Genomic DNA, 8331 nt, shown 5'->3' on the forward strand with positions numbered 1-8331 from the left:
ACGCGGTGATGCCGAGCTGGGTGGCGGCGAGCGCCGTCGACACGTTTTCAATGCCTTTGAGGGCATATTTGGCGGTCTTGGAACCCTCTGCGGCCTCGGGTTCCAACTGGTCGCGGCGGGCGGAGACCATGGCGAACTCGCTGGCCACGAAGAACGCGTTGCCCGCGAGCAACAAGATGAGAACGATAATTGCGGTGCTGGTGGTCATCGCTGTTGCTCCTCTCGGGGATCCTCGACCGAAACGTCGTCATCGCGGTGGAACGAGGGGTTGCTCTGAAAGCCGACCTGCGCCTGGAATTCCTCGGCGGTTTCGGGCTGGCGCGGTTCCCCGCCCAGCGGGTCGGTCCTACCGGCCGGCGGTTTCCATTCGGTGGAGGTGGTTGAACCACCGCCGGCGTCGGGGTCGCCGCCCTCGCGGCGCACGAGGATCCGGTCCACGCGGTGCTGATCCATGCGGACCACTTCCAGGTGGATGTTCGCCTTGGTGGGCAGGTCGTCCTCATCGCGGTGGGTGTGGTCCACGGCCTCGAGGGTGAGGGTGTCCTTCACCTGGGGCAGCCGGTCCAGTTCCTCGGCCATGAGGCCGCCCAGGGTGTCGGATTCCTCGCCCTCGGGCATGTCCAGGCGCAACACGTCGCCGAGCTCATCGGGACGCAGCAGACCGGACACGACCAGGCCGCCGTCGCGGGTGCGGCGGAAGCGCTGCACGCGGGTGTCCTGCTCGTCATCGATCTCGCCCACGATTTCCTCAATAAGGTCCTCCAGGGTCACGATGCCGGCGGTGCCGCCGTACTCGTCCACCACGATGGCCATTTGCAAGCCCTTGCCGCGCAGTTTGCGCATGAGGGGGTCAAGGGTCATGGACTCGGAGACCACGTCCGCGCGGGCCGCGACCTCGCCGACCCGCTTGACGGCGCGATCCTCGAACGGCACGGCCAGGGCGTGGGTGTAGTGCACCACACCCACGATGTCGTCCACGGATTCACCCATGACGGGGAACCGCGAGTGTCCGGTCTCCGCCGCGGTGAGCAGCATGTGTTCCACGGTGTCTTCGGATTCCAGGAAGCTCACGCGCGGGCGCGGACGCATCACGTCCGCGGCGGTGCGCTCACCGAATTCAATGGACCGCGCCACCAGTTCGGCGGTACCCGCTTCCAGGGTGCCTTCGCGACCGGAGCGGTTCACCACGGCGACCAGTTCGGCCGCGGTGCGGGCGTTGGCCACTTCTTCGGTGGGAGTGAAGCCCAGAAATCGCAGGACCGCGTTGGCGGATTCGTTGAGGACCCTCACCAGCCAGCCGAACAGGATCATGAAAATCTTCTGCGGATAAACCACCACGTGGGTCACGCGCAGCGGGTCGGCAATGGCCCAGTTCTTGGGCACCAGCTCGCCGAACACCATTTGCGTGAAGGTCGCCACGATGAAGGCGGCCGTGGTCGCAATACCGGTGGCCACGGCGTCGGGCATCCCCGCCCAGCCGAGACCGCCGCGCAGGAGCTCACCAATACTGGGGCCGGTGATGAAACCGGCCATCAAGCTGGTGACGGTGATGCCCAGCTGGGCGCCGGAGAGGTTGGTCGAGGTCTTCTTGAGGCTTTCCTCGATGACGACGGCGCGCTTGTCGCCTTCCGCTTCGGCGCGCTGAACCGCTTGCCGATCAATGGTGAGGAACGAGAACTCCACCGCCACGAACAGTGCGTTGGCCAGAACCAGAAGAAGGAAGACGAGAAAAAGGAGCCAGGCGGTCAGCACCTGCCCACCTCACTCATTGCGGGGGCTGCGGTGCAGCGCGGGTTGCGGGCTACGCCGGATCGGGGAAGAGGACTGTGCCTCTTCGGACTGTCCGACTCCTTGTCATCGGCGGAGGCGGGTACACCGAGGTACGCCGCGTGCCGGGAGAGTTGAGATGTCACGGAGAAAAGAATACAGAAACTCACCGAACCGTGCCGAGTGATTTTGGTCAACCGGGGTGGGTCGGAGGTCCCCGCGGCCACTTCCGAACATCCAGGGCACGGGTTAGCGCCTGTCTTCCCCTGCCTGGACATTATTGGCAGAGGTACGCAGGTTTATCCCCGCGTTCGCTGCGAACCTCTGCCTCAGATGTTGAGCCCTGCTAACCCCTGCCGCAGATGTCGTGAATCCTGACCTGGGCTCACCCCTCGACGATCGGCCCGAAGGCCGCCCGCGCCCACAGCAACACGGCCGTAGCACCCGGGTCCGGGGTGCCGATCGAACGCTCACCCACGTAGCTGGACCGGCCCTTCGACGCCGCGTACTCGGCCGTCGATGCCGTGCCCTTCTCCGCGGCGGACATCGCATCCCTGAACAGCTCAGCGGCGCCAGAGTTCTCGTGCTTCTCATCGTTCAGGACCCGAGCGGCGGGAATCAGCGCGTCCATCATGGTCGAATCGCCCTCCTCGGCACCGCCCAAATGACACATGTCGTCAACGGCGATCCGGAATCCTCGCTTCAACGCCGCCAGCTGAGCGCCCGGCTCCCGAGCACTGACATCGCTGTAACCGCGGGCCAAGCCCAACGCGAGCACGGCGTACAGCGGACCGCTCGTGCCACCCACGTGGTTGCGGAGCAACGCGGACAAGGCCGTGAAGTATGCGGCGGGCCCGTTCAGGGTCTCGAACTTCTCCGAGGAATCAATCACGGCTTTGGCGCCCCGGGACAGGTTCACACCCAGATCACCGTCACCCACAGCGCGGTCGGCCCGAGTCAGTTCTTCTTCACGGTCGATCAACACCTCAGCTGCCCTGAGCACCGCCTCATGAATCTCCCGGGGGAAACCGCCGGCCTCCCCCGTCTGTGCTTCGGACGCGAAAAGATCCGGCGTTTCGACGTGCACCAGCGCCGGTTCCCGCGGTATGACCGAGGGCACTCCCCACGCCGGAGCAGCGGTGGGGGCCTCGAGGTGCTCCCTCATGTCCGGTGACACCCGGGCCACCGTCAACGAAACACCGGGCATGTCCAAACTGGTGAGGAAGTTACCGGTCCATCCCATGACGGGTCGCAACCCGCGAGCGCGCACCTCCGAGAGGACTTCTCCGCTGAGCACCTCGAGTTCCAAGGATGACAGTCCTCCCAGGCCGTTGACCATGACCAGGACGTCCTCGTCGCGAAGACCACGGTCCGCCACAATGGTTTTCACCAATCGCCGCGCCGTATCCCGCGCGCTCTGCCCCGGGGTTTGCTCAACGCCCGGTTCGCCGTGAATACCGAGCCCCCATTCCACATCGGCATCCCCGAGGTCAAAGGAACTCTCCGATGCGCCGGGCACGTTGCACGGGCCCAGGGAGACTCCCATGGTGCCCAAACCACTCAGCAGTTCTTCGGCGGCATCGGCGGCTTGGTCCATCGTTGCGCCGTCACGGACCTTCGCGCCGATGACCTTGTGAACCAGAACCGTGCCCGCGAGGCCTCGGCGACCCGCGCCGACGTCCTCGCCCAGAGCGACGTCGTCCGCGACCAGAACCGTGCGGACACGGTGACCTTCTGCGCGAGCCTGGCGAGCAGCCAGCCCGAAGTTCAACCGATCACCCGTGTAGTTCTTGACCACCATGATGATGTCCTCATCACCGGGAGCGACCGCCCGCAAGGCTGCGAGGATCGCGTCCACGCTGGGCGAGGTGAAGACGGGACCGCACACGGCGGCGTCCAGCATTCCGTCACCCACGTACCCCGCGTGGGCGGGTTCGTGCCCGGAACCGCCACCGCTGATCACCTTCACGGTCGACGACGACGCCCCCGACCGCACGACCACCGGCCAGTTCGCCACGCGAGCCAGTGACGCGTTCCGTGACACCAATCCAGTGATCAGGTCATCGACCGCGGCCTCCGGGCTGTTCAGCAAGTTCTTCATGATTCCTCGTCTCCGTTGATCGCCCCAGATGTCAGGTGATCGCCCTAGGTGTCATGAGACCCCGCGGTCACGGACACACCATCCGTAACCGCGGGGCCCCGCTCAGCGCCGCTGAGTTACAGCTGCACGGTGTCGTTCTTGCCCGCATCCGGGCGTTCGCCGGTGACCCGAGCCTTGATCATGGAGAACATGGTCTTGGCACCCTCGGAGCTCCAGTACTCACCAGCGTCGGTGTTGACCTGGATCAATGCGGCCTCCGGGGACTTGGGATCCGCCTGCAGGAACGCACTGGTCAGGGCGCCGGCGAGTTCTTCCTTGCGCTGCGGGTCCTCCACGAGTTCAGCGCGGCCACGCAGCGAGACCCACGTCCCCTTGCCCACGAACGTCACATTGACCTGGGCGTCGGCGGTGATCTGCTCGACCAGGTCCGAGTCACGGGAGGTCATGAACCACAGGTCCCCGTCGAAGTCCCTGTCCTGCACGGTCATGGGGCGGGTGACAATGCCGCCGTCCGGGGTGTGGGTGGCGATCACGCACGTGTCGATGCCCTCGATCAGTTCCTTGATGGTCTCCACTGCTTGAGTCTTACCGTCAGTGTCAGTCATGGTTTCCCTCCGTTGCATAGCCGATAGTGCGTTCTTGAAAGCAAAAATCTCAGGGTGCGTACCCGATGTGATGAGCTACCCCGCCCCGGGAGTTCAGGCCGTCCGCCCCAGAATGTGTTCCGCGCACTCGCGCAGATTCTCGTGGCGGAACTGGTAGCCCGTGTCCAGGAATTTGCTCACGTCCACCCGGTGACTTGCCGCCACGGTTTCCCGCGTGGCCTCCTTACCCAGCAGCGCGCGCGGGCCCGCGAGCGGAGTGGGCACCACCGCCGGGCGGTTCAGCACTCCCGAGATGATGCGGGCGAAATCCTTTTGACGCACCGGATTGGGTGCCGCCACGTGGTACGGCCCGGTTGCGTCCTCGGACAGCACCAGGTGCGCCACCGCACCGGCCATGTCGTCGATTCCGATCCAGCTCTGCCACTGCTTACCCCCACCCAACGGTCCGGACAGACCGGCCGTCATGAGCGGCAGTTGGGGTCGCAAGAGGCCACCGCTCGGGGTCAGCACCAGCCCGGTGCGCACATTGATCACGCGCACGCCGAACACTTCCGCACCGTGCGCCGCCTTCTCCCACTCGGCACACACGTGCGCCAGGAATCCCGCACCGGGGGGCTGTTCCTCGGTCAGGATCTCATCCCCGCGATCGGTGCCGTGATAGCCCACGGCGGATCCGACCACGAGCGCCCGGGGTCGCTGTTGCTCGGGCACCTGCCCGATCGCCCGCACCAACAGCGCGGTGCTGTCCACGCGCGAATGCAAAATCTTTTCCTTGTTCTTGCGCGTGAATCGCGTGGCGATACTCGACCCACCCAGGTGGAGTACGACGTCGATCCCCGCCAGATCTCGCGGGTTCAGCAGACCCTTCTCCGGGTCCCAGCCGATGACCCCGTCACCGGTGGTGCCGCCGCGTTCGAGCCGCAGCACTTCGTGACCGCCGGTCTCCAGGAGGGCGCACACTTGCGAACCGATCAGCCCGGAGGACCCACCCACCGCAATACGCAGCCGGGGCCCGCGGTGTTGATCCTGGAATTCGAGGTCACCGCGCAGCTGACGCTCGCGGTAGGCGAAAATCCGTTGCAGCTGACCGCGCATGAGTTTATCGCTGAGCCCGCTGGCCTTCTCCGCCACCCGAGGCAGGGTGCGCACCGTGACCTGATCACGCACGAGCGTGCCGCCCTCCGGTGTTTCCTCGAAGTTGTGCCGGTGCTCCCACTCCCCCAGCGGCCCGCGTTCCATGCGGTCGGTGAAGTAGTGCGGCGGGTCCCAGTCACCGTGGCGGGCGGTCCACGGAACATGCACCGTGCCAAAGGTGCCCGGAACGGACACTCCCAGTTTCACGCGTGAGCCGGGTTCGATCCCGTCCGTGGGGGCCTCCGTGACCTGGTCCGGGCCCCCACCGAAGGGCGGGGTGAGCCGGGGCAGGGCACCGGGGCGTTGATGCCACGCGAAGACCTCGTCGCGCGGTTGGGTCAGACGGGTCTCGTACTCGAACTGTTGCGCCATTGCAGGGTGTCCGTTCTGTGGGCCGAGTTCTCGGGGCTGAATCCAGGGAACCTGTACTCCGGGGGCTGGGACCGCTAGGACCGATCAGCCGTTCTGGGGAACCTGATCCACGAGCTCGTCGTCCTCGGGTTCAGCGGCCGGGCTCACCGTGCGGACCTGCGCCGAGGTGACCCGGCGTTCGCGCTCGTACGGCTCCAACGTCACCGTGTCTCCGGTCTCCAGAGAGCGCAGTACGGCCTCGTGAACGCGGGTGTCCAAGAGACCCTCCTCTCCGGAGGGCTCGGGCTGCTCACCGTTGCGGATGCAGTCCACGAAGTACTGGGTCTGACCACCGAACTGTTCCACGGGGTCGTGGGCGAAACTTTCCGAGCTGCCGTCCTTGGTGAGCGTGTAGCTGATCCCCACGTCCTCTCCGAAACCGAAGCACGGCTCAGCGGTGATCTCACCCTCGGTGCCGGCAATCGTGAACCGCTCGGCGGATTCGGAGGCATACGAAATGGTGAACTGGGCCACCCGGTCCTCGGGGAAGCGCAGGGTCACGGCCACGGTGTCGTCGAAGTTGAACTCGCGACCAGGGGTCCGAACACCCACGGCGTGCACCGAGATGGGTTCGGAGTCGAAGAGGTTGCGCACCTCGTTGAGGGGGTACGTTCCCATGTCCGGGATGGGCCCACCCCAGTAGCCGGAGTGACCGCGGTGGTTCTCCTCGGTAATGTCCTGGGAGAACACGGAGGAGAAGTACCGGGGATTGCCAATGACCTTTTGATCGCGGACCTTCTCGATCATGTCCACGGTGCCCGGTTCCTGGTGCAGACGATAGGCGACCATGAGCGTGGCGCCGGACGTGTTCGCGGCGTCAATGATGGCCTGGCAGTCCTCCACCGAGGTTTCCATGGGCTTCTCGAGCAGTACGTGCAGCCCGGCCTTGAGCGCAGGCTCGGCGAATTCGCGGTGCCGGAACACGGGGGTGGCAACATACACGGCGTCGATGTCGCCGGAGGACAGCAGCGCAGGGTATTCCTCGTAGGAATACGTGGCCACCCCGAACTCCCGGCCGAGCTCCTCGGCCTTTTCCGCACTGGAGGTCACCAGGGCCGTGAGTTCGGCGTCATCGATCCGGGACAGCCCGGGGATGAAAGCCTGCTGGGAAATCTGGCCCACACCCACCACGGCAAAGCGCACGGGGCCGTTGTTCTTCTGGGACATGTGAAACCTCCAAAGGGATGTCAACGTCACGCCGCGTCGGTCAGCGTGCTTATCGGGACAACTGATCCCACCCTACGCGCGGCCCCCGGGCTTGTCAGGAGACGTTCACCCAGCGCGCACACCACCGGGAGTGACGGTTCCCCGCCCCTCATTCCTTCGCGAATATCGGGGAGGAGAACGCCGACATCCGTCAGGAGAAGTCGCGGGCGTTCTGCAGCACCGGGATGGCCGTGCGAGTCTTCTCGACCAGGCCAAGGTCCAGGTCGACAACCCGGTAATCGGGCGCATCCGCCAAGGAAACCACCACGGAACCATCCGGAGCGGCCACCAGACTGTGCCCCACTCCCAGCGGCGCATTGCCCTCGACCTCACGCCCGACCGACACCGGATTGGCCTGCCCCACGGCCACCACGTACGACGTCGCGTCCAAGGCTCGGGCGCGCGCCAACAGTTCCCACTGCTCGACCTTGCCGGGGCCCGCGCCCCAGGAGGCACCGAGCAGGACGACGCGAGCGCCGTCGGCGGCCATGCGGGTGAAAAGTGCGGGGAAACGGATGTCGTAGCAGGTGGCCACGCCCACGGTCACGCCGTGGAGGTCGAAGGTGACGGGCGCGGCCCCGGCCTGGACGGTGTCCGATTCCTTGAAACCGAATGCGTCGTAGAGGTGGGTCTTGTCGTAGCTGAGCACCCGGCCGTCGGCGAGCGCAATGAGCGCGGTGTTGCGCACGCGGCCCTCGTCGCCGGGGCTGAACATGCCGGCCATGATCGCCACGCCGTGCTCCTGGGCTACGGTCGATACGGACCGGGCCCACGGCCCGTCGGCGGGCTCGGCAATGTTTTTCAGGCTGCGACCGAAGGCGAACATGGTGGCCTCGGGAAGCACCAGGATGTCCGCATTGTCCTGCCCCGCGCGCGCGGCGAGCCCCCGCACCTGCTCCAGGTTCTGCTGCGGATCGTGCGAGCTGAGGATCTGTCCCATGGCAATGCGCATGTTTTCCAGCGTATCCGGATCGGGGTGCAGGATGGAGACCATGAATTCACCCGTGAGCCCCGGCCGAGCCCAGCACGTCCCCACCTGGGCGCTGGGCGCAGTGGGGTTCGTGTCCTTCTTCGACCGGTTCGGCACCCCGCCCATGTTGCTGATCA

Annotated in this window: 7 protein-coding genes; all 7 read right to left on the minus strand. The window is 65.9% G+C overall.

All coding sequences use genetic code 11. The features are described 5' to 3' along the window. Positions 1-208, minus strand: a 208-nt coding sequence (locus tag Q4E95_RS09230; RefSeq protein WP_303383028.1) for a CNNM domain-containing protein, incomplete at its 3' end; no start/stop codon positions are given. Beyond that, a complete protein-coding gene (locus Q4E95_RS09235; RefSeq protein ID WP_303383029.1) occupies positions 205-1752 on the minus strand; it encodes a hemolysin family protein in 1548 nt (515 codons plus the stop codon). The genes Q4E95_RS09230 and Q4E95_RS09235, both read right to left, overlap by 4 nt. 400 nt (positions 1753-2152) lie before the next feature. Continuing rightward, on the minus strand, positions 2153-3868 hold the full coding sequence (locus Q4E95_RS09240) for a dihydroxyacetone kinase family protein (protein ID WP_303383030.1): 1716 nt from the start codon (positions 3866-3868) through the stop codon (positions 2153-2155). A gap of 116 nt (positions 3869-3984) precedes the next feature. Continuing rightward, positions 3985-4473: a pyridoxamine 5'-phosphate oxidase family protein gene (locus Q4E95_RS09245; protein WP_303383031.1), complete on the minus strand. Its 489-nt coding sequence runs from the start codon at positions 4471-4473 to the stop codon at positions 3985-3987. A 93-nt stretch (positions 4474-4566) separates the two neighbouring features. Next, the gene (locus Q4E95_RS09250; protein ID WP_303383032.1) at positions 4567-5979 is read right to left on the minus strand and encodes a TIGR01777 family oxidoreductase; all 1413 of its coding nucleotides are present in this window, start codon (positions 5977-5979) and stop codon (positions 4567-4569) included. Between the two features lie 84 nt (positions 5980-6063). Continuing rightward, on the minus strand, positions 6064-7185 hold the full coding sequence (locus Q4E95_RS09255) for a Gfo/Idh/MocA family protein (protein WP_303383033.1): 1122 nt from the start codon (positions 7183-7185) through the stop codon (positions 6064-6066). Positions 7186-7375: 190 nt separating this feature from the next. Further along, positions 7376-8218, minus strand: coding sequence for a carbon-nitrogen hydrolase family protein (locus Q4E95_RS09260; RefSeq protein ID WP_368660322.1), 843 nt, complete (start codon positions 8216-8218; stop codon positions 7376-7378). Positions 8219-8331 lie beyond the last annotated feature (113 nt).

Source organism: Kocuria sp. (assembly GCF_030536815.1).
Classification (GTDB): domain Bacteria; phylum Actinomycetota; class Actinomycetes; order Actinomycetales; family Micrococcaceae; genus Kocuria; species Kocuria gwangalliensis.

Coding starts and splice junctions, on each gene's coding strand:
- Q4E95_RS09260 (WP_368660322.1), bottom strand. CDS start 8,218: ATGGTCTCCATCCTGCACCCCGATCCGGATACGCTGGAAAACATGCGC.
- Q4E95_RS09245 (WP_303383031.1), bottom strand. CDS start 4,473: ATGACTGACACTGACGGTAAGACTCAAGCAGTGGAGACCATCAAGGAA.
- Q4E95_RS09250 (WP_303383032.1), bottom strand. CDS start 5,979: ATGGCGCAACAGTTCGAGTACGAGACCCGTCTGACCCAACCGCGCGAC.
- Q4E95_RS09240 (WP_303383030.1), bottom strand. CDS start 3,868: ATGAAGAACTTGCTGAACAGCCCGGAGGCCGCGGTCGATGACCTGATC.
- Q4E95_RS09255 (WP_303383033.1), bottom strand. CDS start 7,185: ATGTCCCAGAAGAACAACGGCCCCGTGCGCTTTGCCGTGGTGGGTGTG.